The following is a 25,973-nucleotide window of genomic DNA, read 5'->3' on the forward strand; positions in this document are numbered from 1 at the left end:
AGGATCAAACTCTCCATAGTATGTTGTCTTTCGGTATCCAATGCCCCGCATCGCGCGGAACACGGTACCGTCGTTATCCTACCGGACCGCCTTAATAAACGGCCCGTTCCATCCTCATCGTTTCAATGAACTTTTGCGTTGATAGTCCCAATTTTGGGTAACGCATCGTGGATTTTCATCCGCCAAATCCCTTTCCCTTTCGAACAGGACTGCAAAGGTAAGAACCTTTTTTATTCAGACAAGAGGGAAAATTATTTTTTTTCTTATCCTCGGCAATAATCAGCTTTCCCGTCGATTGGGATTGCAAATTTGAAAGTCTTTTTTCTAATTCACAAAGACGCATGCTAAAAAAACATTTGAACTCCGCGAAAAACCTGATGCTCAACCAAAAAAAAATCTCGCAACAGCGATAGCCGAAGCGAGATTTCATATCATCTTCATTCTATTTCCTAGAGAGGCTTTAATCGAATGTTCCTCCAATATACTTTAATTCCTCCTCCATCATGAATTTGAAGCAAAATTCCTCCTTCACCTTTTCCGATTTTTTCATCTGAAAAATCCACCATCTCTAATCCATTTAGATATGAAACAACTCTGTCTCCCTTCACGATAATTTTCATCTCATTCCAATCACCATATTTCAGGGCTTTGTCCTTTTCGGAATCAGGTTTAATCAACCAACCTCTGCCGTAAGATTCATATATGCCACCTGTGCTATGGCTGGGCGGGGCAACTTCAACCTGCCATCCCGAAACCTTGGTCCCATCCACTGTGGATCGAATAAAAACACCGCTGTTGCCGTCAGCCTCTTGTTTAAACTCCAATGTGAGTTCAAAATCTTTGTAGTCCTTTTCGGTACCTAGGTATCCATATCCTTTATCTGGGCCACTTTCTGAGATCAAAAGTCCATCCTGAACATACCACTTCTCGGTACCATAGATTTTCCAACCTTTCAAATTCTTGCCATTGAAAAGGGTGATCTCTTTTTTACCTTGGAACGACATCGCCAATGCGACTGCCAAGATTCCAAACATTACAATAACTCGATTTTTCATAACTGTCTAATTTTAATGTTTTTGAACCAAACTTCACTCCCATGGTCTTGAAGAGCAATCAACCCCGTCTTCGATTTGGCATAATCGGGAAATGCATCCCATTTTCCGCTATTCCTACGGGTATTCCAATCGTCCGAATAGGGGATAAATTCTACCGTTTTCTTACCGTTTAGCCAATAACTAGCGCCATTTTCGGAGAAAATGATCCTCGAATGGTTCCATTCTCCCGCAGGTTTGACCACACCTTCCAAATCTGGTGTGTACATGGCATAGTCTGCGGCAAGGGACTGCCAGTCTTCCAATGGATCGGCAAAACCCAACTGATCGATCACTTGGTATTCGGGACCAGTCTCATAAGGAGCCTTGTATTTGGGGTCTTCCACCACGTGGTAGAATACACCGCTATTGCCACCGGGGGCTATTTTCCAAGTGAACTCCAATTCGAACGCTTCAAATTCAAGGGGGGAAAACACGATATCGCCACCGATGTCTCCACCGTCATGCCCCAGTGCTTTGAGCGCGCCGTCTTCAACTGTCCAATTTGACGGTAATGAGTCTCCGTTGAAAGCCCTCCAGCCATCAGTATTAACGCCATCAAACAACAACATCCATCCGGCGGATTTTTCATCCTCAGTAAGCGTATTGTCGGGAACAATTACCTCAGTGACTTCTTCGGTGGCTTCCTCCGCCGGTTTGGGTCCACAGGACCACGCAAGGACAATAAGTCCAACCCAAATCAATTTTGTTTTTTTCATATCAAATCAATTTCATGTTTACTGGATCCCAATTGATAAACTTGTTTTGGAAATAGCTGTCATTGCAAAGCAAAGCTGGCGCTGCGGCCCTGAACCCAAAGACCGGATCTTCAGCCACTGTGCCCCCAGTCCTAATCGCCTGGAACCAATTACCGAAATGGTCATAATGCGCTCCTTTCCATGATCGCTCCGCTGAATATACCAACTCCTTCGGCGGAAGGATTTTAGCTCTGGATTCTGTGTCTCCGCGAAGGCGGGCCTGTTCCTGAAGAAAAGGATCGTCACTTGCACCAGTCTGGTTCATTTTGACCACGACTTCCTCCCACTTGACATCCATAGAACCTTTTGTCCCGACGATTCTCAAATAAGTCGTCCCACTGGTACCATCCACAAAGTTGCAACGAAGGGAAAGATTAAATCCTTTGTGCTCTTTGCTGTCGGGATAATCAAAAGTGCCCAATAGTACATCGGGAACCTCTCTCCCATCCTTCCAATATCTCAATCCACCCATCGCGGAGATTTTGTTTGGCCCCATGGAATTTGTGATAAAATGAAGGCTGGAAAACAAATGGACAAATAAGTCACCGGACATGCCCGTGCCATAATCCAAATAATTTCTCCAACGGAAAAACCGCATCGGGTCCCAAACGCGATTGTTTGTATTGGAAATATAGCGCTTCCAATCCACGGTTTGTTCGTTTCCGTCGGTTGGGATATTGTATTGCCAGGCACCTTCGGGTGACATCCTCGCCCAAAAGCCCTCAGCATATACCAGATCCCCAATAGCGCCCTCGGCGAGCAATTGCTTGGCTTTTTCATTTCCCAATGAAGAGACCCCTTGGCTTCCCACGACCATCACCTTGCCGGATTTTTTCCAAGCATTGACCACCTCCATACCTTCCCTTACGGAATGGACCATGGGCTTTTCGCAATACACGTGCTTGCCGGCATTTAAGGCATCGATGCTGATTTGCTTGTGCCAATGGTCCGGAGTAGCGATGATGACGGCATCGATATCCTTCCTTTTGAGTAGATCGATATGGTCCTTGGTGGTAAAAAGGTGATCACCCCAACGTTTTTTGGCAGATTCGAGTCTGCCAGAATACAAGTCACACACTGCGACCAACTGGACATTTGCATGACGAAGGGCTGAATTGGTATCCTCTGTCCCCATAATACCGGCACCGATTAATGCCAATCGAATAGGTTGGTCATTTTCTGACGAGCCTTCACTCCTTGCCAAAGTCTGTTGGGCTAATGATTCCTGCGAAAAAGCCATGTCGCCCAATGCAGCCACTGCCCCAGTAGCGCCAAGCTTTTTGAGGAAGTTCCTTCGATTCTGTTTCATTGATTTTGGGTTGTGCACGTATGATTGAGCTTCAAAAGTTAATTGAAAATTTTAAAAAAGTCTTGGACAATGATTGATAATTTTATGAACGGGACTTTGGCCTGCCGATCCTTCTTCAAAAAGTTTCGAAATATTTTGCAGACCTCAGCAAACGGCTTCCATACCAAGAGAACATTTCGCCGTCGACGATTCTGATGTTGGATTTGGGTAAAATATCCCTGAATACGGTCAAATGCTTCTCCCTAAATGGAAATGGTTCTGAGCTCAACAAGAGGTAATCAGGATTAAGCTGGAACAAATCCTCCTTTCTGATTTCAGGATACCTGCGTTGTTGAATAATATTTTTGAATCCAGCCTTTTCCAGCATAGAGTCGATATACGTATCGGAACCGACGGCAATCAATGGTTCGTTCCAAATGAGATAGACGGCTGTGCCTTTGAAATGGAAATCCTTATCCAAACCTTTTCTGATATCAGCCACGATTTGGCTGGCTATTGGAATCGAACCCGTCATTTCGCCCAAACTCAAAATCATTTGATAGGCATCCTCCAAGTTATTGATGTCACTGATCCAAACCGGATATTTTCCCGCGAGTTTTTCTATGCCCTCTTTGTAATTTTCCTCTTTGTTGGCAATGATCAAATCCGGCCGAAGTGCGTCAATCTTATCAAAATGAAAGTTTTTTGTTCCACCAATGACCACCTTCTCTTTTTTCAATCCATTTGGATGCACACAAAACTTTGTAATCCCCACAAGCTTGTCCCTCAATCCCAAATCCACCAGCAACTCTGTCTGTGAGGGTACCAAAGAAATGATGCGGTTTGGCGGACCAGGTAGGGCAATGGTCCGCTGGAGTTGATCAATAAATTGGGGCACTTCGTGGGGAGTTATTGGTTGATCGGTTATTGAGTAAATGTTAAATCGATTGAGAAGATGACTTTGACTTCCGCCTTATAATTTTATCAACCAATACCATTAACTAATATATCGGAAATCAAAACCTGGATCAAACTCAACCAAGAACCGGTACATCAGTTCGATCACATTGTCGATATCGGTCTTGCTGGCAGTTTCTACAGTAGTGTGCATGTACTTCAGCGGCAATGAAATCAGTGCTGCCGGCACGCCTTCATTTGAATAGGCGAAGGCATCTGTATCAGTCCCCGTACTTCTTGAAGCGGCTGCCCGCTGGAAGGGAACATTGTTCTTTTTGGCTGTTTCAATGATCAAATCCAACAATTTCTTGTGCACTGCCGCGCCGTATGTCAACACAGGTCCATTCCCTGCTATTTGCTCCCCGCTACTGATTTTGCTGTAAAGCGGGGCGGTGGTGTCATGGCACACATCGGTGATAATCGCTACGTTGGGCTTGATCCGTGCCGCAATCATTTCGGCACCACGTAGACCGATTTCCTCCTGCACCGCGTTGACCACATAAAGGCCGAAAGGAAGCTTAACGTTGTTTTCTTTGATTTTCCGGGCAACCTGCGCAATCATATAGCCTCCGATTCTATTGTCGAGCGCACGTCCTGATAGAAATTTCCCGTTGAGTTCCTGTAACTCATCCTTGAATGTGATCACACAGCCGACGTGTATCCCCATTGCCTCCACTTCGGCCTTGTTGCGGGCTCCCACGTCAATGAAAATGTTGTCGAGGGTCGGGGATTCTTCTTTCCCCTCTTTTCTAACATGGATCGCAGGCCAACCAAAAACTCCGGGTACAATCCCCTTGTCGGTATGGATATTGACGCGCATGGAGGGCGCTATCATGTGGTCCGAGCCGCCGTTTCTCCGCACGTATATATAGCCGTCGGAGTTGATGTAGTTAACAAACCAAGAAATCTCATCTGCATGGGCCTCGATTACAACCTTGAAAGGATGTCCCGGATTGACCACGCCCACAGCCGTGCCATAATTGTCCGTAAAGTAGGTATCCACGAAAGGTTTCACGTACTCCAGCCAAATCTGCTGGCCTGATGCCTCAAAGCCGGTTGGCGAGGCGTTGTTGAGGTAGGTGTAGAGGAAGTGGGTGGGGGAGGGTTGCATTTAGGAATAGTTATTGAGTTATTGAGTTATTGAGTTATTGAGTTATTGAGTTATTGAGTTATTGAGTTATTGAGTTATTGAGTTATTGAGTTATTGCCCGCCTTTTTTGGCTTAAGATGCTCCATTTTTTACCTTGTTCAAATAGAAGATGTATCCATTCAACAGCCTCAGGCATTCGTCGTGCAATAATCGAAACGCTTTGAGCTCCTCTGGATCGATTAACCCCTCGTCTGACGAAATAATCATGTGGTCGAGAGTTTCCTGAAGGGAACCCCTTGCGATTCTGCAAAACTGGATATTCTCCTGATAAAAATATCTACCGTAGCCTTCAGCAAGGTTGTTTGTTATTGATCTACTTGATCTCTTCATCTGGCTCATAAGGCCAAATTTTTCCTCAGCTGGGAGTCTTTTACAAATCTTCCACACGAAAAGCCTAACCTCTCTGGCTTTCTTCCATACTTCCAAATCTTCAAATGAAACCACCTTCATTTCATATACTTCTCCAAAAATTCAAGTTTGCTACTTAAAGATATCCCCTCCACAAAACGAACCAATAACTTAATTATCTAATAACTAAATTACTTCTACAAAGGTATATTTCCATGCTTCTTACTTGGCAGCTTGTCCACTTTGTTTTCGAGCATTTTGAAACCCCGGATGAGTTTCTCGCGGGTTTCGGAAGGAATGATCACTTCGTCGATGAAGCCGCGGTGGGCGGCACGGTAGGGATTGGCAAATTTTGCGGTGTACTCGTCGATTTTCTCCTGGAGCTTGGTTTCCGGATTTTCCGCTTCGGCGATTTCTTTTTTGAAAATGATTTCAGCGGCACCCTTTGCGCCCATGACAGCGATTTCAGCGGTAGGCCAAGCAAAGTTGAGATCGGCGCCGATATGCTTGGAATTCATCACATCGTAGGCGCCGCCGTAGGCTTTCCGCGTAATCACGGTGATGCGAGGAACCGTCGCTTCGGAAAACGCATACAGCAGTTTCGCTCCATTGGTGATGATGCCGTTCCACTCTTGGTCAGTACCGGGCAGGAACCCGGGCACATCGACCAAAACCAGTAGCGGCACATTGAATGAATCGCAAAACCGCACAAATCTCGCAGCCTTGACGGAAGCGTGATTATCCAATACGCCCGCCAGGGATTGTGGTTGGTTACCTACGATGCCTATGCTTCTGCCAGCCAATCGAGCAAAACCCACTACGATATTGTCCGCATAGTTTTTGTGTACTTCCAAAAAGGAATTTTCATCCGTAATCCCTTCGATCACTTCCCTGATATCATAGGGATGGTTGGGATTGTCAGGGACTATTTTGTCCAAAACAGGCCTTGATTCATCCTCTTTCAATTCATATTGATACACTGGGGCCTCGTCCTCGCAATTTTGTGGGATATAACTGAGCAGCTTTTTGATATGCTGGATGCAGTCGAGTTCATTGGCGCAGGCAAAATGCGTCACGCCGCTTTTGGTACTATGGGTACTTGCTCCTCCCAATTCCTCCGCCGTGACTGTTTCCTGGGTGACCGTTTTCACCACGTTGGGACCGGTCACAAACATGTAGGAAGTATTCTCCACCATCAGGATAAAGTCCGTGATCGCAGGCGAATAAACTGCCCCGCCGGCGCATGGCCCCATAATGGCCGAAATTTGAGGAATAACGCCAGATGCCAGCGTATTTCGATAAAAGATATCCGCATAGCCTCCCAAAGAGACTACTCCTTCCTGTATCCTGGCTCCGCCGGAATCATTCAAGCCAATCACGGGTGCGCCGTTTTTCATGGCCATGTCCATGATTTTGCAGATTTTTTCCGCATGGGTCTCGGAGAGCGAGCCACCAAATACGGTAAAGTCTTGGGAATAGACGTAAACCAATCTGCCATTGATCTCACCATACCCGGTCACAACCCCATCTCCCAAATAGTGCTCCTTGTCCAACCCAAAGTCCTTCGCCCGGTGCATCACAAACTTGTCGATTTCCTGAAAAGTCCCTTCGTCCAGCAATAGGTGGATACGCTCCCTGGCCGTAAGTTTCCCTTTCTGGTGCTGTGCGGCAATTCTTTTCTCACCGCCGCCTACAAGGGCCTCCTCATTTTTCTTCTTCAAAAGTTCCAATTTCTCCACGTTGCCGGGAAGGGTATACAGGCCTTTGATATTGCTGTCCATAGGGTCTAAAGTTATTTTGGAAAAGCCAAATATAAGGATGCATGCCCATGCGGGAAAATTTTTTTCGGGGCCAGAAGAAAGGGCTTTTTTTGCAAAAAATTCTTGATGAGGGATTTAGAATAAACTTTCTATATTCGCCCATCGAAATTTTAAGCCTCCATGATTACTAAAAAGGCAGCCATCATCGACATGGGTACCAATACTTTTCACCTTGTATTGGTTGAGTTGTTTGAAGACCATTTCCACACAATTTACAAGGAGAAAATCCCGGTCAAAATCGGGCAGGGAGGCATTAGCCGTAACACGATCCATCCTGATGCCCGAAAAAGGGCCCTTCATACCTTGCAACATTTCAAGAACCTCATTGATGGCGAATCCATTACTGAGGTTTTTGCTTTTGCGACCTCCGGCGTGAGAAATGCCGACAATGGGGCAGAATTTGTCACCGAGATTAAAGATCGATTCGGAATCGATGTCCAAGTGATCGACGGTATCCAGGAGGCTCAAATGATCTATGAAGGGATTCGCCTGAGTGGATCATTGAATGGTCAGATTGCCTTGATGATGGACATAGGCGGCGGTTCGGTAGAGTTTATTATCGGCAATTCTAATGAAGCCCTTTGGAAACAGAGTTTCGAAATCGGTGGCCAAAGGATGTTGGATTTGTTCCATTACCACGATCCTATTTTGGGGGAGGAAGTAGAGAACCTCACTACCTATTTGGAGGAAAAGCTTGTGCCATTGGTTGAAGCAATCCACTACTACGGACCGACTGGTTTGGTTGGTGCTTCAGGAACTTTTGATACACTCACCGACATCTACTACGCGTCCCTACAGCAATCCAAATCACGGGACCAGCAAACATTCCAATTGCCAAGGGAAGAATTTGAACGCATTGCCCAACAACTGCTCACGCTCAACAAAGAAGAAAGACTCAATATCCCAGGAATGATCCCGATGCGTGTGGATATGATCGTGGTGGCCTCGTGCCTGATCGAATACATCCTGAAGTTTGTCCCAGTCGATACCTTGATTTGTTCCAGCTTCGCCTTGAAGGAAGGAGCGATTTCCCGATTGATGGGAAAGCATTCGTTAGCCCCTGTCACGACTCGATAGAATTTAAGAATTGAATCGCATGACCTATTCCTACAATCACTTATTCACATATACTCAATCGATCCTGGAAAAAATCGGCTGTCCGCCTGCGGATGCCCGTTTGGCAGCTGAAGTGCTGCTTTCGGCTGATCTACGCGGTGTGGATTCACACGGGGTTGCGAGGCTTTCGGGATACGTCAGGCTTTGGGAAAAAGGCAGAATCAATGCTGTCCCAAATGTCAGGATCGTTCATGAAACACCCAGCACGGCAGTAGTGGACGGTGATGGCGGTCTAGGATTGGTCGTCGCACCGAAGGCCATGCAGGTGGCCATCGACAAGGCAAAAAATGTGGGTACTGGATGGGTTTCGGTCAAAAACTCCAACCATTATGGCATCGCCGGCTACCATGCCATGATGGCACTCGATCATGATATGATTGGGATTTCATTGACAAATGCGAGTCCTTTGGTGAGTCCGACTTTTTCCAAAGAGCGGTTGTTGGGAACAAATCCTATAGCAGTCGCCATACCTGCTAAAAACCAGCCTCCCTTTGTAGCCGACATGGCCACCACCACGGCAGCCAATGGGAAATTGGAAATCCTACAACGCAAAAACCTCGACGCACCGCTTGGCTGGGTGCAGGACAAGGACGGCAATCCGACTTCCGATTCCAACGGCGTAAAAAAAGGCGGCGCGCTACTGCCGCTTGGCGGTGACCGCGAACACGGTTCCCACAAAGGCTATGCGCTTGGGGCCATCGTAGATATACTTTCAGCAGTACTTTCAGGGGCCAACTATGGTCCATGGGTGCCACCTTTCGTCGCATTTTTGGATCCATTGCCAAATTTGGTGGGCGAAGGAATCGGGCATTTCTTCGGCGCGATGCGGGTGGATGCTTTTAGGCCGGCCGATGAGTTCAAAGCCCATATGGACAATTGGATCACACGATTCCGCGCAGCTGTTCCCACAGAAGGAAACGAGAAAGTCTTGATCCCAGGTGATCCGGAAAGAGAACTGGAAATCGAACGCAAGGAAAACGGAATCCCACTTTTGCGGCCTGTGGCGGAAGACTTGACCGCATTGGGTGAAAAATTGGGCCTTGATTTTCAGTCTTTTGGGTAATTCGGTTTTTATTTGAAAAACGGGAGTGATTTCCACGGGTGTGATTGGTAATATCTTCCAAGATTGAATAAACCATTTTCATGGTAAGAAGGAAAACGGAAAAGGAGCCAGGCCGATGGCAGTGCTTACCATCATTTTATATAAACAGTTTTTCACACACACTAATCGTTCTCATTATCCCGACCTGAGTGTTTGACCACCCATCAAATCATTTTTGATTGGTTTTCACCTTTTTGTAACTTGGAAAAGACATCAATTTTCAAAAACCTATTTCCCAATAACCTATGACCGAAAATCCAGTCAATCGCCGACAGTTTCTCAAAGGCAGCACTGCGCTTTTGGCCCTTGCCTCTATGGGCATGACGGGCATGAACTTAATCCAAAACGAAAAACCCCTCAAAGTTGCCTTGATCGGCACTGGCTGGTACGGCAAGTCTGACCTGTTCCGCCTCATTCAGGTAGCTAATGTGGAAGTAGTGGCCCTTTGCGATGTGGATAAAAACCTACTCACAGCCGCGGGAGAACTTGTCTCGCAGCGCCAAAAATCCAAAAAGGTGCCAGAGCTTTTTGAAGATTACCGTGCACTACTTAAAAAACACAAATGTGACCTTGTGCTGATCGGTTCCCCGGATCACTGGCATGCATTACAAGCGATCGAGGCCTTGAAATCCGGCGCCCATGTCTATCTACAAAAACCCATTTCCGTGGATGTGATCGAGGGAGAGGCCATCGTGGCCGCAGCCAGAAAATACAACCGCAAGTGCCAGATCGGCACCCAACGAAAGAGCACTCCCCACCTGATCGAAGCCAAAAAGCAGATCATCGATACTGGGAAGCTGGGTAAAATCAGCCATGCCGAAGTCTGCTGCTATTTCCACATGCGCGCCAATGGAAACCCGCCGGTGGAACCTGTCCCTGATTTTTTGAACTACGAGCTTTGGACAGGACCAGCTCCACTGCGTCCCTACGATGGGCTTCCCCATATCCGCTGGTGGAGAACCTTCATGGAATATGGCAACGGTATCACCGGAGACATGTGCGTACACATGCTAGACACGGTGAGATGGATGCTCAAACTCGGCTGGCCATCCCAGATTACCTCCACAGGGGGAATATTTGTACAAAAAGAAGGAAAATCCAACATAGCAGATACCCAAACAGCCGTTTTTGAATTTCCCGAACTGAACGTAGTATGGCAGCACCGCACCTGGGGCAATCCAGCAGACCCGGAATATCCATGGTCATTCAAGATTTATGGGGAAAACGGCATGCTGGCGGGAAGTACGTTGCAGGCAGACTATTTTCCATATGACAAAAAGGAGGAAAAAATCCACTTTGACTGTGTATATGAGCGGGAGCAGTACCCCGAGGACTTGACCGAGGATCGGATCGAACTCAACGCCGCTCCCGCGACTCGCCTTCATATGAAAAACTGGCTGGAATCCATCGATAAGGACACACTTCCGATCGCCGACGTGGAAGAAGGGCATATTTCAACTGCCTCTTGCATCCTTGCCAATATCTCCATGGAACTTGGCGGTCGCCCGCTACGCTACGATCCCAAAACCATGACTGTCGTCAACGATCCGGAAGCGACAGCCAAACTTAGGAGACCTTACAGAGGACCCTGGGTTCATCCGGAGCCTAGCAAAGTATAAGAAAAAAAGCCCTGGTACATGCCAGGGCTTTCTCTTTATCCAAAAAGATCAGAACTCAGGTACCGATCTCCACGGTCACAAGTAATACAGACAATCAGGCCATGCTCCAGCTCTTCGGCGAGCCGTAACCCTGCGTACAAAGCTCCTCCGCTGCTCATACCCGCCAAAATACCTTCCTCTTTGGCCATTCTCCGTGTCATCAAAGTGGCATCTTGCTGACTCACATCGATGATCCGGTCTACGCGGCTTGGATCAAATATTTTAGGTAAAAACTCAGGCGACCACCTTCTGATGCCGGGGATTTGAGAGCCGTCGGTGGGCTGTGTGCCCACGATTTGGATCTCGGGATTTTTCTCTTTGAGATATTTGGATACACCCATGATGGTGCCGGTAGTGCCCATCGCGGACACGAAATGCGTAACCTTTTCGTTTGTATCTTTCCAAATCTCCGGGCCTGTGCTGTGGTAGTGGGCCATGTAATTGTCAGGATTGGAAAATTGGTTAAGGATGAAATACCCCTCTTCCGCAGCCATTTTTTCAGCCAATTCCCTCGAATATTCTATGGTCCTTTCCGCGGGAGTGAGGATCACCTCGGCTCCATAGGCTTCCATGGAAAGAACCCTTTCGCGGGTAGAATTATCAGGCATGATCAAAGTCATCTTGAGCCCCAAAATGCTGGCCACCATGGCCAAGGCAATTCCGGTATTTCCACTCGTTGCTTCTACCAGCCTATCACCGGGTTTAATCTCTCCCCTTTCCAGGGCACATTTGATCATGTTGTAGGCAGCGCGGTCCTTGACACTGCCCCCGGGATTTTGTCCTTCAAGTTTGCAAAAAATCCGGACGTTCGGGTTTTGGTGGATTCGCTGGATCTCTACCAATGGGGTGTTGCCTATCAATGAGACTAGTTTCATCCTTCGTTCTTGATGATATAGGTTTCTGTTTCCGAAGAAACCGGGTTGTACATCTTGGCTTGGTAATAAATCTTGCTGTTGGCGGGGACTGACTTGGTAATCCAGACATTTCCGCCAATGACAGAATTCCTGCCGATCACTGTCTCACCCCCAAGAATAGTAGCACCGGCATAAATCACCACATTATCTTCAATCGTTGGGTGGCGTTTCTTGTCAGCATCCTCTTTGTCTACACTTAGCGCACCCAAAGTCACGCCCTGATATATTTTGACATGGTTGCCGATTTCGGTGGTTTCCCCGATGACGATACCCGTACCGTGGTCAATGCAAAATCTTTCCCCAATCTTTGCCGCAGGGTGGATATCCACGCCCGTTTTACTATGGGAAAACTCGGTGATCATTCTCGGGATCAAACCGACTCCAAGCCGGTGGAGCAGATTGGCAATCCTATACGCCGCAACGGCATAAAAGCCCGGATAACAGCGAATGACTTCCGTTATTGATTTTGCCGCCGGATCGCCTTCAAATAAAGCTTGAACATCTTTTTGTAACAAATCATACACCGTTTCGAGTTTCTGAAAAAAAGCATCCGCAATCTCCGGACCCTCACCCTTGTGAAGGTGTCTGTTGAGAATCAGGATTTGGGATAGCTTGTGCTTTAGCTCTTCGATTTTCTCCGCGACCTGCACGGGCTCTTTCAAGGACTCCGTAGCAAAATCTGGAAAAAGCAACCCAAGTACATTCTCAAAAAATGAATGTATCACCTTTGGCGAAGGGCAACTCGGACAATCCCGGTGGGAGCGGCTAAGTTTATTAATTAAAGATTCCATGGCGGAATGGTTTGGGATGATTAAAGCATAAAACCGACCCGAATGACATAGGGTTGGTTGTAGGGTGAACGTTGATTGTCAAACATGAGGTTGTACAAAAAGGTGAAATTGGCCCCACCTCTGCCCCCAAACGGCGCAAAATACCCCCCTCCCACGAACAATCCCGGCACCCAGGATCTTTGAAACGTCTCTGAAATCTGATTGTACAAATCCAGGTTTAGGTTTTCGTATTCCCCGTGCAGGAATATGCTTGGAAGCACGTTATACCTTCCAAAAACCCTTCCTCCGTAGATATTGTTTTCGCCGCCAATAAATCGACTGTCACGAAAGTACTGATAGGTAATCCCTGCGCCTGCAGAAAACTTGTTGGTGATCATCGCACCTGCCAAAGGCGAAATGTCGACAAATGTGATCGTACCAAAGGAGACGGCGAAATTACCTCCAAAAAACATCCTGTCTTTCAGTGGGATTTTTCCTTCTTCTGGAATCTCCCTTTGGGCAAATGCCTCGGGAATTGCCAGAAGCATGAGACCCAAAAACATCAAAATGAGAAACTTACTGCTCCACCACGACATATAAATCCTCCGACTCCTTTTTCATCAAATACCGCTCCCGTGCGAATTTTTCCAGCAACTCCATGTTGCTCATCAGTTCCTCCCGCTCAGCCTGGATCTTCGCTTTTCGCTCAAGGTAAAACTCCTTTTGTTTTTCCAATTCGTTCAACTTGGAGCGGAGCTTAAACTGCGTCAGGATATCGTTGGAATCAATGAAAACCATCCAAATCACAAAGGCGAACGTGAACACGAAGTAAAAGTTCTTGGTGTATTTGAGGTACTTTTTCATGGAAGGAGCTTTTCAGGTCAAACAAATATAGAAATTGCGGCATTCAAAAGTCCAAATCAAAGCCATTTTCTGCATAACGTAGCCTAAGCGGACCGAGAATCTCCGACCATCCCGAATGTTTTCAATTTATACGTATTTGGGACGAAATATTTTTCTGTTTGCTTATATTCAAAAATCAATTCCAAGCTCTATGATTCAAATCAAACACCAATCTTTTTCGCTGGCTTTTGCCATCGGAATCGGCTTTTTGAGCCACATTTCCCAAGCCCAAGAAATCAAACCCACATCTCCCAAAGATATGCGCGCGGCAGTGACCCGCCATGAAGCACTTTTGGCAGAGTCGCCCTTCAAGAACTATCCGGCGCGAAACATCGGGCCGACGAATATGAGCGGGAGGATTGTCGATATTGAGGTGACGGAGGATTTTAAAACATATTACATCGCTGCCGCATCCGGGGGTGTCTGGAAAACCGAGGACAATGGGCAGACCTTTGACCCGATCTTTGACCATCAGGGTGCGCTGGGTATCGGCGACATGGCCATTTCCAAATCCAACAACAATATCATTTGGGTGGGTACAGGTGAAAACAATTCCAGTCGATCCACCTATGCAGGCTCCGGAGTCTACAAATCAACAGATGCTGGGAAAACCTGGGAATGGATGGGGCTCCCGCACTCCCACCATATCGGCCAAATTCAGATTCACCCGACAAATCCCGATGTGGTATGGGTGGCTTCCATGGGCGCACTTTATTCGAAAAACGAAGAAAGGGGACTCTATAAAACCACTGACGGGGGAAAAACCTGGAAAAAAACCCTGTATGTGGACGACAACACGGGGGTAATTCAATTCAAAGTCCATCCCCAAAACCCCAATATTCTTCTCGCTGCATCTTGGGAGCGCTTTCGCCAATCCCATGATTTTGTCGGAAATGGAAAGGGCTCAAGCATTTGGCGCTCTGAAGATGGGGGCAACACTTGGAAAAAAGCAGTGGATGGATTCCCACAGGATGAGTTTGTGGGCCGGATCGGATTTGATTTCAGCCTGAGCAACCCCAACATCGTGTACGCACTGCATGACTATCAAAAACCCCAAACCCGTGAACCTAGGCCAACACAAAAACCGACTGAGGGCGAACTGACACTGGACAGCTTCAAGAGTATGGCCGCTGCCGACGTCGAAAAACTTGAAGATGATAAGCTTGAAAAGTTTTTGAGAAGTAACCGGTTTGCGACAAAATACAATGCGGCATCGGTAAAACGATTGGTGAGATTGGGTAGAATCACCCCCGCACAAATCGCCACTTACCATGGCGGTGGCCAAGATGCCAATGCTTCTCTGTTCAATTCCGGGATCGTAGGCGCTGAAGTCTATCGCTCGGAAGATGCTGGGAAAAGCTGGAAAAAAGTCAACGAATCCAATATCGAGCGCCTTTACAATACTTATGGATATTATTTCGGAGAAGTCAGAACCAACACCCAAAACCCCGACGAGATCTTCGTCTTGGGCGTACCGCTACTGGTGTCAAGGGATGGGGGAAAGACCTATGCCCGCACTGATACCGTCGGAGACGTGCATTCAGACCACCAATCCATGTGGATCAATCCCAAGGACAGCAAACACCTGATGTTGGGTACGGACGGAGGTCTTTATATTTCCTATGGCGGCGGCGAACGCTGGATCCACCTCAACGACCAGTTGACGATTAGCCAGTTTTATTCGGTCATGGTCGACGAAAACAAACCTTACAACGTCTATGGCGGCATGCAGGATAATGGCGTTTGGTCTGGCAAGTCAACCGGCAAGCCCGAAGAACCCTGGACCTCACTCATGGGCGGCGATGGCATGGTGGTGGCTGTGGATACCCGAACCAACGATATCATCTACACAGGATTTCAGTTTGGAAACTACTTCAGGATCAACACAAAAACAGGCGACCGAAAATCCGTCACCCCCATGCATGATATCGGTCGTGCGCCCAACCGATGGAACTGGAGAACTCCTGCGACTCTTAGCAAACACAATCAGGATGTGTTTTATATGGGATCGCAATACGTGTACAGAAGCTTGGATCGAGGCGACACCTGGGAAACGATCTCTCCCGACTTGACCAAAAACCAAAAGAGCGGCAACGTTCCGTTCGCCACCTTGACCGTGATAGAAGAGTCCCCATTTGAGTTTGGCACCCTGTATGCCGGCTCCGACGATGGGAATCTCTGGGTTACCCGTGACCACGGAACGACCTGGACCGAAATCAGCAAAGGCCTGCCACAGAATCGATGGGTGAGTTCGGTTGCTCCATCCCAGCATTTGGAAGGCGTGGTATATGTTACACTGACAGGTTATCGGTTTGACGAGTTCAACCCCTATGTCTACAAGTCTGTGGATTACGGAAAGACATGGACACCTATCGCTGGGAACCTTCCAATGGAAGCGGTGAATATCATCAGGGAAGACCATACAAATCCCCAAATCCTCTACCTAGGTACTGACCATGGCCTCTACACAAGCCTAGACGGCGGAAAAACCTACCAACTTTTCCAAGGAAGTATCCCTAACGTAGCCATCTATGACATGGCAATCCAAAAACGGGAAAACGAACTCGTTGTCGCAAGCCATGGACGTTCGGTCTTTATTGTCAAGCTGAACGCGCTGCAGAAGATTGCCTCCAACAGCTCGGCGGAGATTCAGATCCTCAGTGCTCCTGATATCAGACTCCCCGGACGAAGACCAGCCTGGGCAGATGCGCCAACCACGGCACCTTCCCAACAGATCATGTTTTTCGTGAAAAATGCAGGCCCAACAAGCGTCTCAGTACTCAACGAACAAGGACAGGAAATAAAGAAATGGGACATAAATGCGGTGAGCGGGGTGAATATGGCGAGTTGGGAGTATGGGGAGATCGCCAAAGGGAAGTATAAGATTGTCGCCTCCAAAAATGGCAACAGCACTGAATCCGTGTTCGAAGTCAAATAACAAAAGACCTGAAAGAGGTATCAAGGAAAAAGCGAAAAGGTCACCGAATTCACGGTGACCTTTTCGCTTTTAGAACAATCTGAATCCCGCAGAGAGGATGAGTTGGTTTTGTCGGGTATCGGTTTCGAATCCGGCTACCCCTTTGGATAATTTGCTCAGGGAGCTCTCATATTTGAAGTCAAGGATGACATTCCCCACATCAAGACCAATTCCCGCTTGGTATCCTACTGTTGCGGAACTGTAATCGGCATCAACCACAGCATCGACAGAGTCTTCAATCTTGTAGTTCATCAAAACAGAAGCAACAGGTCCAGCCTGGACCCTGAATACTTTTGCCAGCTTGAATCCGAACATGAGTGGAATGTCCAGGCGATTGAAGCTAGCAGAATAAGTCTCGTTAGTACCTTGTCCGGATTTCACGACAGTTCCCCCAGTATTGGTGAAAAGCAATTCGGGTTGCACGAAGATGCTATGCCCACCCATCCGCACGAAAGCACCAAGGTGGTATCCAAACTTAGCATCTCCCGTCGAGAAGCCATCGCCATTTACGGCAACGTTTGCTTGGGAAAATCCAACTTTTGGTCCGATTGAAAAATCCTGTGCTTGAAGGGACCACGAAAAAAGCACAAGAAGGAGAGTGGATAAATATTTCATAATGGATGGAGTTTTGTTTCAACAATGTATCATCCAAACGACAAAAAAGAAAAAATTGATTTGGGAAACCACGATTAATTTACGCCAGCACTTACAAATCGATTGGCAATGTCGTATAGCTCAGAAAAATTCATCGGTTTGGGAAGCAGGCGGTCAAATGAAATCGGCGTGATGCTTCTGAAATAATCGATGTCACCTGCAGTAAATCCGATGATGGGAATTTGGTTGATCTTATCGTTGAGTTTGATTTCGGAAAGAAGCTGGATGCCGTCCATTTCGGGCATCATGATATCCGTGATCACGATGTGGATTTCATCTTCGGCAACCAAAATATTCAAAGCCTCCACACCGTTTTGCGCGGTGAGGACGGTGTTGTTATTTTTTTCAAACAGTTTCTGTAGGATGAGCCGATTGATGGCGTCATCATCCACAACGAGAACCTTCATCATACTTGTCTATTAGGTGATAAACAGGGGGATTCGCACCAAAAGATAGATAAACTTTTATTCAAAAAACAATTTCGCCTATTTAATCTGGAAATTTGGCTTCCAAATATTCTTCAAGACTTCAAAAAACACTTAAAAAAAAAGGAACCCGTTTAAGGTTCCTTTCCTTTTTGCAATCTGTTTAAATCAATGTCCTTGCTGCGGTGTGCCAAAGACACCAACCAAATCAAGGATTACCAAGCCAATGACGATTGGACAAACCCACTTGATAAAGAAAATCCAAGCTGACCTGAATGTTCCTTTGAATTTTGGCGAACCTAGTGCCAATTCGTCAGCAAAATCCGTGATCTTTTTCGCCCAACCTGTATACAGTGCCAGCATCAGACAGATGACAATCACAGCAAAGGTTCCGAAAATGAAATCCATGATTCCAAAAAATCCTATCAGTGGATTCCCAAGGAAATTGAGGCGAAGGTCAGCAAACACGTTGCCTTCGATGGAAGACAAGGCAGAAGGCACAGAAAGCACCATTGCAGCGATACCCACGGTCCAAGTTGCTCTTTTCCTGTTCCACTTGCGATCATCAATCAAATAGGCTACCGGAACTTCCAACATCGAAATCGTGGAAGTCAATGCCGCGACCATCAATAGGATGAAAAACAAACCGCCAATTAGATTTCCACCAGGCATTTGGTCAAATACTTTTGGAAGTACGTTGAATACCAATCCAGGGCCTTGGGTAAGGTATTCGGGCGAAAGCAAGGCAAACAAAGCGGGGAACACCATCAATCCGCCAAACAGGGCTACAGTAGTATCCATACCTGCGATCCAGGTAGAAGCCTGGATGATGTTGGACTCCTTCTTAAGGTAGGATCCGAAAGTGATCATCAATCCCCAGCCCACAGACATGGAGAAAAAGGCCTGACCGAGCGCCTGCAAAACAACCTTTGAATTGATTTTGGAGAAGTCCGGGTTTAGATAGTATTCGATACCTGCAGAAGCCCCATCCAAAGTCACAGACCTACCCGCGATGAAGATCACGATGATAAACAGCATGGGCATCAATACTTTGGAGGCTTTTTCGATACCACCTGAGACACCGCCCAATACGATCAAGATTGTGATCAAAATAAAGAAAAACGTAAGTGGAATCACATACATGGGCGTCTCCACAAACTCTTCAAAATCAACGGGGATATTGATCACCTCCGTGACGATGTAGCCAACTGTCCACCCTGCGATCACCGAGTAATAACTGAGCACAAAAAAACAAACCAAAACGCAGAGCACACCTGCTAACTGCCAAAAGCGATTGCCGCCGGTCTCTCTAATCGCTCCGATCGGATTTTTGCCGGATTTACGGCCCAAAGCAATCTCATTAAACAGCAAGGGAAGTCCTATCAAAAGCACGCAGAATATATAGACAAAAACAAACGCACCACCTCCATTTTCGGCAGTCAAATAGGGGAATCTCCAGATATTTCCCAAGCCCACTGCGGAACCCGCTGCTGCCAAAATAAAACCCAAACTCGAGCCAAATTGACCCCTGTCTTGGGTATCTGTATTCATTGCCATATCGATCTAATTGATGTTTTTTGATGATTAATTGAATGTTAAGATTCGGCTAAGATAAGTTGTTTGGCTAAAATACCAATCCCGTCGGAAAAACTTTTGGGGGCATATCCCAAGTCCCTGACAGCCTTGTCAATGATGAAGCCTGTTTTCGGTGGCCGCTTCGCCGGTTGGGTAAAAAGCCGCGAATTTGATTCCTGAATGAGTCCTTTGTCAAGTCCAAAATAGTCCGCGGTCATCACCGCCATCTGATAGGGCGTCAGCAAATCCTTTCCGGAAATATTAAACACTCCGGTCGCACCCTTTTTTGCGATGAGGATACAACCATCCGCCAAGTCTTCCGCCAAAGTCGGCGTACGCCATTGGTCGTTGACGACTTGGATGGTCTTTCCCTGTTCCAAAGACTTCTTCACCCACAGGATGATATTGCTCCTACTCATATCTTGCGCAATTCCATACACCAATATCGTCCGCGCTATTGCCCAAGGAGTCTTAGCCTTCATCACCAATCGCTCAGCGGCCAGTTTGGACCAACCGTAGAAGTTGACTGGATTCGGATCGGCATCCTCGGTATACGGTCCATTTTCACCATCGAAAATGAAATCAGTAGAAACATGGACGAAATGTGTTTGATAGACCTCAGCGGCAGCCACCAAATTGGCAACCGCGATTACGTTGGCATTCCAGCATCCTTCTTTATCTTTTTCGCAATCATCCACTTGGGTCATGGCAGCAGTGTGAATGAGCGTGTGGGGTTGGATTTCAGCGAAAGCGTTTTCAACCTGACCTTTGTCGGAAACGTCAATCGAAATCCAATGATAGGAACCATCCCATGCCTTTGGAAGCCGGGATTCTCCCTTTCCTGACGCAAAAAGCTCCACTTCGGGATCGCGTTTGAGGGCATTTACCAGCTTTTGGCCCAAAAGTCCATTAGCACCCGTTACCAAGATCCTCAGCTTTTCACTTTTCATATTGATATCCGAATTCCTTGGTGATTTTTGATTTCGGCAGTTCTTCGACCGTCACCTTCATGTAGACTGGCTCAAGTGGTTTGTCGGCTCTACCCTTTTTCTCTTTTGAGATGATCTCGGCCACCTCAATTCCCTTGATTACTTTGCCAAAAACAGTGTATTCATTGTCCAAATGGGGAGTGCCTCCTACAGTGGTGTAGGCTTCCACCTGCCCAGGCGTCATTTCCTTTTCCAGCTTGATGCTGTAAAAGGATTCCAAATTTGGTTTTTGTTGGAGCATGATCTGGTTCAATGAATCAAAAGCCTGCATTTGATACAATTCGCCATATTGTTGCTTCAGCGCCAAATTACTCTCCAACTGGATGTATTTGAAATAAGTCTCGGAAAGTAGCTTCATGTCGGTGACCAACTCGTCCTTTTTGTAGACTTGACCCAGCACGATGTAAAACTGCGAACCGCTGGACCGACGCTCAGGGTTGACATTGTTACCCATTCGGGCAGCTGCGATCATGCCCTTGCTATGGATCATTCCGGGAACGATCTCGGCAGGAATCGTCGGCCATTGGTCGGCAGGCATTTTTTCCTTTGTGAATACATCTCCGCCCTGCACCATGAAGTTTTCGATCACGCGGTGAAACTCAGTGGAGTCAAACCTACCTGCCTTCGCCAGGTCTATGAAATTTTGCTTATGCAAAGGAGTCTCATCGAATAGCACTGCGTACATATCGCCATGCTTCGTCTGGATTTTGATCAAATAATCCTTCTCGGAAGCGCAGGAAGTGATTCCTACTACCGCAAGGAAAGCGACTAACCAGTTAACGTATCTCATTTTTTCAATGCTGTTTTGATTTCCTTTAAAATACCCTGTCCTCCTGCATCGAGCACCAGTTTGGCGAGTTGTTGGCCGAGAGAGACTGCGCTTTTCTTATCTCCAGACACGCTCTTTACGATTCGCGTCTTCCCATCCAAGCTCACAATTCCGCCTTCCAATGCCAATGCTTCTCCCCGAACCTTCGCCAAAGCGAAAACCGGGATACTGCATCCGCCCTCCAATACCCTTAGATAGCTTCGCTCGGCCTGCAGCTGATATCCAGTTTCCTCATGGTGACAAGCTGCGATGATCTCTTGCTTGATATCTGTATCCAAACCTTCGGAAGACTCAATTGCAATCGAACCCTGACCGACGGCGGGTGTGAATTCCAATAGGGACAATTCATGCCTAATCATGGAATCATAGCCCATTCGGTGGGCACCGGCATAAGCCAGCAGCAAGGCGTCGCAAAGACCCGACTCCATCTTGGCAATACGCGTTTGGAGGTTTCCCCTTACTTCGACAGTTTGGATATGGGGGTAAAAATGCTTCAAAGTCGCCACCCTCCTAGTCGATGAAGTACCCAAGACCAAGGGCTTGCCCGGATCCCTGTAATCAATATCGCTTCGGTGGCTCAGGATAATGTCGTTGACTTTTTCCCTTTCGGTAAAGGCGATCAGTTCAAATCCCTGCGGCAAGCTGGACTGCATATCTTTGGCGCTATGGACGGCAATATCGATCTTGCCAGCGGCCAATTGCTCCTCCAGTTCCTCTGTAAAAACTCCCTTACTGCCGATCTTGGCGATTGAAACGTCCAAGACTTTGTCGCCTTTGGTTTCGATCACGACAATCTCGGATTTGAGGCCTTTTTGCTTCAGTAGATCTGCGACATGGTAAGCTTGCCACAGGGCCAACTTACTGCCCCTAGTGCCTACCTTGACTATTTTGTCCATTTTTCTTTTTCTTTTTATGGCCCTTTTTCTTCACGCTATCAGCGACATAGGCGATGATTGCCCCCGCAATATCGACGCCAGTCGCCTGCTCGATCCCTTCTAATCCCGGGCTGCTATTTACTTCCAATATCAATGGCCCCCTGTCAGATTGGAGCATGTCCACTCCAGCCACGGCAAGTCCAAGTGCTTTTGCTGCGTTCAGGGCCGCTTTCTTTTCTTGCTTACTCAGCTCGATCACGGTCGCATTCCCCCCTCGGTGGAGATTGGAGCGAAACTCACCCTCAGCGCCCTGCCGCTTCATCGCTCCGACTACTTTGCCGTTGACAACAAAAGCCCGAATGTCCGCACCCTTGGCCTCCTTGACAAATTCCTGTACGATGATTCGCGCCTTTAGTCCGTGAAAGGCTTCGACGACCGATTGGGCGGCTTTCTTGGTTTCGGCCAAGACCACGCCCAGTCCTTGGGTACCTTCCAGCAACTTGATGATTACAGGCGCTCCGCCCACGCGCTCTATCAGGGCTTTTTCATTTCCCTTCGAAAAATTGGTAAACGCGGTCTTGGGCATTCCTAGACCGGCTTTGGAGAGTATCTGAAGACTCCTAAGCTTATCCCGGCTACGCACAATTGCCTGGGATTCGACCGCCGAAAATGCACCCATCAATTCAAACTGCCGTACGACCGCCGTGCCGTAAAAGGTCACCGAGGCGCCGATCCTTGGGATGATCGCATCGATGCCTTCGAGTTTTTCACCTTTATATATGATGTATGGCCCATCCTGCTCAATGATCAAATCACAAAGCATGTGATCCACTACCTGCGCTTCATGCCCCGCAGCCTTGATTGCCTCCACCAGTCTCCTTGTGGAATAAAGGTTGTGGTCTCTCGAAAGAATGGCGATTTTCATTTTTTTGAGGATTTTTTGGAAAGATTGACGCCATCCACATCCACCAAATACCTTCCGCGAAGGAGTTTCCTCCCGAGCAAAATCGGATTCTTCATCTTGGTCCGGTCGGTGAGGGTAAATTCAGTGAGGATTTTCTCCCCAAACATACTGACTTTTGCACGGACCATAAACCTGACTTCCTCGTCCCCGAAAGAATTCTTTACTTTCTTTTGGGTAAAATGCTCGGTGCAAATCAATTGGCCATTGTATTTTTTGTGGGCAGGTCGCAGGACTTTGAAGCAGAGTATCTGAACTCCGTTTTCTTCCCGCAACTCTGCAAACTCACAATGGATGGAAGAGGTATAGGCCCCCGTATCGATTTTGGCTGAGACGTTGCGCAGGCCCCAAGCCGGAATCGAGATTTTCTCCCTTCGTCCGATCGTTTTCTTCATGTGGTCGCGGCAAGATTTGACTTCATAATCCGGGCCAGCCTGAAGGATAAATCGGCAAAAAGTATCTTGGCGTTTGCATTGCGCTCGAGGTGGTAATGTGCCTCGTTGAATGCCAGGTACATCGCCTGAAGCTTTTCTTCATCCAATACATTTTTCCCCAACTTATGGATAAAATCCCGCTCAGAATCGGCACTTCGCATCAGTTCGGTGGCTATTGACTTGTCCAACATCACCTCCCGAACGATGTTGATTCCACTCAGAAGGAGTGATTTCAAGGATTCTTTGTCCTTCTCCACAATCCGTTCGACAAAGGAAAAAACAGCATTGATATCGACTGAATAGCAAGCCCGCATCCAATCCCGCACCAATCCGGTGTATTGATCTTCTTCAGCATCGACCATGCGGTAAGCTTCACGCATATTCCCGTCCGCGAGATTGGTGATCTGGGTAGCCATCTCCCTCGTGCAAAGGTCGGAGGCTACCAGATGCGTCATCACCTCTGCGTCGGAAAAAGCCCGGACAACAATTTTTTGGGTTCTGGATAAAATGGTCGTAAGCAACTGCTCAGGTTGAGCGGTCACCAGAAAAAACAAGGTCTTGGCAGGCGGCTCTTCAATGATCTTGAGCAGCGCATTTGCTGCCGAGGGGTGCATGTATTCTGGTGCCCAAATCAACATGATCTTGAATCCGCCTTCAAAAGACTTCAGCGAAAGGGTCTTGATGATTTGTCGTGCCGCACCTCGGGAAATATTCAGTTGCTTTTTTTCAAAGCCATTTTGGTAAATCCAATCGGAAACATTCCCGTAGGGCCGAGTCGTGGCAAAAGTCCTAAAGGAGGCGTTGTAATCGACTTTCTTTTCTTTCTTTTCCTCATCGTCATCCTTTTGTTCGCCGGGCAGCGGAAAAGCAAAATTCATGTCCGGATGGACCAATTTGGACATTTTTTGACAGGAAGGGCACTGCCCACAAGCGTCGGTTTCACCGGGGTTGGCACAATGGAGGTAGGTCGCCAATGCCAAGGCCAACTGCAAACTCGCGGAACCCTCAGGGCCATGGAAAAGTAGGGCATGCGCCAAATGGTTGTTTTTGACAGCCTGGACAATCTTATCCTTGGTCTCGGCCAATCCGGGAATATCTGCGAACAACATGCTGGATCAGGATTCTTTGTCCCAAATACGGTAATGTCTGGTCAAATCGAAAACCTTTTCGATGATTTCTTTGTCCGCTTGGCCATAAGTCAGGCCACGTCTTTTCATCACCGCCGTGGCGACTTCGTCAAACTTGCTGACCTGAAAAGTACTGAAACCCGATGCCCCACCCCAAGCGAATGAAGCGATAAAATTGCGGGGATAGCCGTCACCGAAAATATTGGCGCCGACTCCGACGACAGTCCCGGTATTGAACATGGTATTGATGCCGCATTTGGAATGGTCGCCCATCATCAGGCCACAGAATTGCAGCCCGGTATTGGCAAATCCACCCTTGGTGTAATCCCAAAGCTTGACGGGCGCATAATTGTTTTTCAGGTTGGAAGTGTTGGTATCGGCGCCGAGATTGCACCACTCCCCTAGTACCGAATTTCCCAAAAACCCCTCGTGGCCTTTGTTGGAATAGCCGAAAATGACGGAATTGGATATCTCACCGCCTACCTTGGAATACGGACCGACTGTCGTGTCGCCGCGCAACTTTGCACCCATATTGACTGTCGATCCTTCACAAAGCGCGAAAGGACCACGAATCAACGAACCTTCCTGGATTTCGGTGTTTTTACCGATGTAGATTGGGCCTCCTTCGGCGTTGAGGACCGCGGCTTTGATCTTGGCACCTGCTTCGATGAAAATGTTTTCCGGAGCATAAACAATCGTATGGGAATCTCCGACTGGCTGGGAAATCCTGTCCGCTGTGATCAGATCATAATCCTTTTTGATCTCGGCGGCATTGAACTGGAAAATATGCCAGGTCTTCTGAACCAGCACCACTTCGCCTTCATAGCTGACGGGATATTTGTTTTTGGCTATCTCGATTCCAAAAAGCTCGGGTTTGTCCATCTGCAGCGCCAAGAGCTGGTTCCCTTTCCATAGTGCCTCACCGGACTGCAAGCTTCTGATCGCATTCCAAACCTGCGGGTCAGGAAGCAGCGCCCCATTGATGAACAAAGCCGGGGAATTTTTTTTGGAAAACTTGGCTGAAAGGTATTCCTGTGTAAAAAAGCCTGCCGAGTGACCGGTGTACTTTTCCCATTTTTCGGAAATCTTCAATATCCCCACCCGGATATCCGCCACGGGGCGGGTAAAAGTAAAAGGCAAAAGCGATCCACGAATCGTGGGATCATCGAATAAAATCAAGTTGTCCATGGTACAAAAATAAAGAAGTCTCCCGGAAAACCAGTTCCGGGAGACTTTTTGCCTGTTTCTTTCG

General features: G+C 47.4%; 25 protein-coding genes. 4 read left to right on the forward strand and 21 right to left on the reverse strand.

Annotated features, from left to right (window positions below; genetic code table 11):
* Window positions 1-449: 449 nt before the first annotated feature.
* The 7 genes from C943_RS19835 to C943_RS19865 form a co-directional block, all read right to left on the reverse strand.
* Window positions 450-1,055, reverse strand: a complete 606-nt coding sequence (locus C943_RS19835) for a 3-keto-disaccharide hydrolase (RefSeq protein WP_008631520.1) — start codon at window positions 1,053-1,055, stop codon at window positions 450-452.
* On the reverse strand, window positions 1,052-1,810 hold the full coding sequence (locus C943_RS19840) for a 3-keto-disaccharide hydrolase (protein ID WP_008631521.1): 759 nt from the start codon (window positions 1,808-1,810) through the stop codon (window positions 1,052-1,054). The genes C943_RS19835 and C943_RS19840 overlap by 4 nt, the downstream gene beginning before the upstream one ends.
* A 1-nt stretch (window position 1,811) precedes the next feature.
* A complete protein-coding gene (locus C943_RS19845) occupies window positions 1,812-3,158 on the reverse strand; it encodes a Gfo/Idh/MocA family oxidoreductase (protein WP_008631522.1) in 1,347 nt (448 codons plus the stop codon).
* A gap of 115 nt (window positions 3,159-3,273) precedes the next feature.
* Window positions 3,274-4,035 carry a helical backbone metal receptor gene (locus tag C943_RS19850; protein WP_008631523.1) on the reverse strand — a complete coding sequence of 254 codons (762 nt, stop codon included), beginning with the start codon at window positions 4,033-4,035 and terminating at the stop codon, window positions 3,274-3,276.
* Window positions 4,036-4,134: 99 nt separating this feature from the next.
* Window positions 4,135-5,205, reverse strand: coding sequence for a M42 family metallopeptidase (locus tag C943_RS19855; protein WP_008631525.1), 1,071 nt, complete (start codon window positions 5,203-5,205; stop codon window positions 4,135-4,137).
* A 111-nt stretch (window positions 5,206-5,316) separates the two neighbouring features.
* Entirely contained in the window at window positions 5,317-5,694 is a 378-nt protein-coding gene (locus tag C943_RS19860) for a four helix bundle protein (RefSeq protein WP_040481518.1), read from the reverse strand.
* A 95-nt stretch (window positions 5,695-5,789) separates the two neighbouring features.
* Window positions 5,790-7,373, reverse strand: a complete 1,584-nt coding sequence (locus C943_RS19865; RefSeq protein WP_008631530.1) for an acyl-CoA carboxylase subunit beta — start codon at window positions 7,371-7,373, stop codon at window positions 5,790-5,792.
* A 159-nt stretch (window positions 7,374-7,532) separates the two neighbouring features.
* On the opposite strand from C943_RS19865, the gene C943_RS19870 reads away from it, so the two are divergent.
* The 3 genes from C943_RS19870 to C943_RS19880 all read left to right on the forward strand — a co-directional run bounded on the left by C943_RS19870 (window position 7,533) and on the right by C943_RS19880 (window position 11,249).
* Window positions 7,533-8,489, forward strand: coding sequence for a Ppx/GppA phosphatase family protein (locus C943_RS19870; RefSeq protein WP_008631535.1), 957 nt, complete (start codon window positions 7,533-7,535; stop codon window positions 8,487-8,489).
* A gap of 19 nt (window positions 8,490-8,508) precedes the next feature.
* Entirely contained in the window at window positions 8,509-9,591 is a 1,083-nt protein-coding gene (locus tag C943_RS19875) for an Ldh family oxidoreductase (protein WP_008631537.1), read from the forward strand.
* 284 nt (window positions 9,592-9,875) lie between these two features.
* Window positions 9,876-11,249, forward strand: coding sequence for a Gfo/Idh/MocA family oxidoreductase (locus tag C943_RS19880; protein WP_008631539.1), 1,374 nt, complete (start codon window positions 9,876-9,878; stop codon window positions 11,247-11,249).
* A gap of 35 nt (window positions 11,250-11,284) precedes the next feature.
* Here the strand turns inward: C943_RS19880 and cysM are convergent, their stop codons facing one another.
* The 4 genes from cysM to C943_RS19900 are packed head-to-tail and all read right to left on the reverse strand — an operon-like array spanning window position 11,285 to window position 13,836.
* Window positions 11,285-12,163: a cysteine synthase CysM gene (gene cysM, locus C943_RS19885; RefSeq protein WP_008631541.1), complete on the reverse strand. Its 879-nt coding sequence runs from the start codon at window positions 12,161-12,163 to the stop codon at window positions 11,285-11,287.
* Window positions 12,160-12,993, reverse strand: a complete 834-nt coding sequence (epsC, locus tag C943_RS19890; protein ID WP_008631544.1) for a serine O-acetyltransferase EpsC — start codon at window positions 12,991-12,993, stop codon at window positions 12,160-12,162. Before epsC ends, cysM begins: the two co-directional genes overlap by 4 nt.
* Window positions 12,994-13,013: 20 nt before the next feature.
* The gene (locus C943_RS19895; protein ID WP_008631545.1) at window positions 13,014-13,535 is read right to left on the reverse strand and encodes a hypothetical protein; all 522 of its coding nucleotides are present in this window, start codon (window positions 13,533-13,535) and stop codon (window positions 13,014-13,016) included.
* Window positions 13,536-13,548: 13 nt separating this feature from the next.
* On the reverse strand, window positions 13,549-13,836 hold the full coding sequence (locus tag C943_RS19900; protein ID WP_008631546.1) for an FtsB family cell division protein: 288 nt from the start codon (window positions 13,834-13,836) through the stop codon (window positions 13,549-13,551).
* Window positions 13,837-14,026: 190 nt separating this feature from the next.
* Between C943_RS19900 and C943_RS19905 the strand changes: the two genes are divergently transcribed.
* Window positions 14,027-16,813, forward strand: a complete 2,787-nt coding sequence (locus C943_RS19905) for a WD40/YVTN/BNR-like repeat-containing protein (protein ID WP_008631547.1) — start codon at window positions 14,027-14,029, stop codon at window positions 16,811-16,813.
* 69 nt (window positions 16,814-16,882) lie between these two features.
* Here C943_RS19905 and C943_RS19910 read toward each other — a convergent pair whose 3' ends face one another.
* The 10 genes from C943_RS19910 to C943_RS19955 form a co-directional block, all read right to left on the reverse strand.
* Entirely contained in the window at window positions 16,883-17,467 is a 585-nt protein-coding gene (locus tag C943_RS19910) for a porin family protein (RefSeq protein WP_008631548.1), read from the reverse strand.
* Window positions 17,468-17,541: 74 nt separating this feature from the next.
* Window positions 17,542-17,916, reverse strand: a complete 375-nt coding sequence (locus C943_RS19915; RefSeq protein ID WP_008631549.1) for a response regulator — start codon at window positions 17,914-17,916, stop codon at window positions 17,542-17,544.
* A gap of 183 nt (window positions 17,917-18,099) precedes the next feature.
* Window positions 18,100-19,488 (reverse strand): sodium-dependent transporter, encoded by a 1,389-nt coding sequence (locus tag C943_RS19920; protein WP_008631550.1) that lies wholly within the window; start codon window positions 19,486-19,488, stop codon window positions 18,100-18,102.
* 38 nt (window positions 19,489-19,526) lie between these two features.
* On the reverse strand, window positions 19,527-20,456 hold the full coding sequence (locus C943_RS19925; RefSeq protein WP_008631551.1) for an SDR family oxidoreductase: 930 nt from the start codon (window positions 20,454-20,456) through the stop codon (window positions 19,527-19,529).
* Window positions 20,446-21,285, reverse strand: a complete 840-nt coding sequence (locus C943_RS19930) for a peptidylprolyl isomerase (RefSeq protein WP_008631552.1) — start codon at window positions 21,283-21,285, stop codon at window positions 20,446-20,448. The genes C943_RS19925 and C943_RS19930 overlap by 11 nt, the downstream gene beginning before the upstream one ends.
* A complete protein-coding gene (gene hemC / locus C943_RS19935; protein ID WP_008631553.1) occupies window positions 21,282-22,220 on the reverse strand; it encodes a hydroxymethylbilane synthase in 939 nt (312 codons plus the stop codon). The genes C943_RS19930 and hemC overlap by 4 nt, the downstream gene beginning before the upstream one ends.
* A complete protein-coding gene (gene rimK, locus C943_RS19940; protein WP_008631555.1) occupies window positions 22,192-23,124 on the reverse strand; it encodes a 30S ribosomal protein S6--L-glutamate ligase in 933 nt (310 codons plus the stop codon). The genes hemC and rimK overlap by 29 nt, the downstream gene beginning before the upstream one ends.
* Complete coding sequence (locus tag C943_RS19945; protein ID WP_008631557.1) at window positions 23,121-23,555, reverse strand: ATP-dependent zinc protease family protein; 435 nt, start codon at window positions 23,553-23,555, stop codon at window positions 23,121-23,123. Before C943_RS19945 ends, rimK begins: the two co-directional genes overlap by 4 nt.
* Complete coding sequence (locus tag C943_RS19950; RefSeq protein WP_008631558.1) at window positions 23,552-24,703, reverse strand: DNA polymerase III subunit; 1,152 nt, start codon at window positions 24,701-24,703, stop codon at window positions 23,552-23,554. Before C943_RS19950 ends, C943_RS19945 begins: the two co-directional genes overlap by 4 nt.
* A gap of 6 nt (window positions 24,704-24,709) precedes the next feature.
* On the reverse strand, window positions 24,710-25,909 hold the full coding sequence (locus C943_RS19955; RefSeq protein WP_008631560.1) for a GlmU family protein: 1,200 nt from the start codon (window positions 25,907-25,909) through the stop codon (window positions 24,710-24,712).
* Between the last annotated feature and the right edge of the window lie 64 nt (window positions 25,910-25,973).

Origin of the sequence: Mariniradius saccharolyticus AK6 (genome assembly GCF_000330725.2) — a bacterium.
Lineage (GTDB): Bacteria > Bacteroidota > Bacteroidia > Cytophagales > Cyclobacteriaceae > Mariniradius > Mariniradius saccharolyticus.